The sequence below is a fragment of the Bacillus cereus genome (assembly GCF_002561295.1).
Lineage (GTDB): Bacteria > Bacillota > Bacilli > Bacillales > Bacillaceae_G > Bacillus_A > Bacillus_A cereus_S.
Genome location: NZ_NTUG01000065.1, coordinates 1 through 502, shown reverse-complemented (window position 1 = coordinate 502; position 502 = coordinate 1). Strand labels below are relative to the sequence as shown.

The following is a 502-nucleotide window of genomic DNA, read 5'->3' as shown; positions in this document are numbered from 1 at the left end:
GTATGAAGTGAAAGAACAAGAAGTAGCTGGATATGAATCAAAAGTAGAAGGTTACGACATCACGAATACAATGGTTGGTCAAACAAAAGTAGAAGGAATGAAAACATGGAAAGACGATAACGCAAAAGATCGTCCGGAAATGATCAAAGTAGACCTACTACAAAACGGCAAAGTAATCGCAACGAAAGAAGTAAGCGTAGCGAGCGAATGGAAATATGCGTTTACAGACTTAGCGGCATATGATGCCGAAGGCAAAGCGTATAAGTATGAAGTAAAAGAACAAGCGGTAGACGGATATAAAACAGAAGTTAACGGCTATGACATCACAAATACAAAAGTAGGCCAAACAAAAGTAGAAGGAACGAAAACATGGAAGGACGGGAATGCTGAAGGACGTCCAGAAATGATCAAAGTAGACTTATTACAAAATGGCCAAGTGATCGCAACAAAAGAAGTGAGCGCAGCGAGCGAATGGAAATATACGTTTACAGATTTAGCAGCA

General features: G+C 39.8%; 1 protein-coding gene. It reads left to right on the top strand.

Annotated features, from left to right (window positions below):
* A partial coding sequence (locus tag CN373_RS24420) for a Cna B-type domain-containing protein (RefSeq protein ID WP_240519125.1) occupies positions 1 to 502 on the top strand: 502 nt, incomplete at both ends.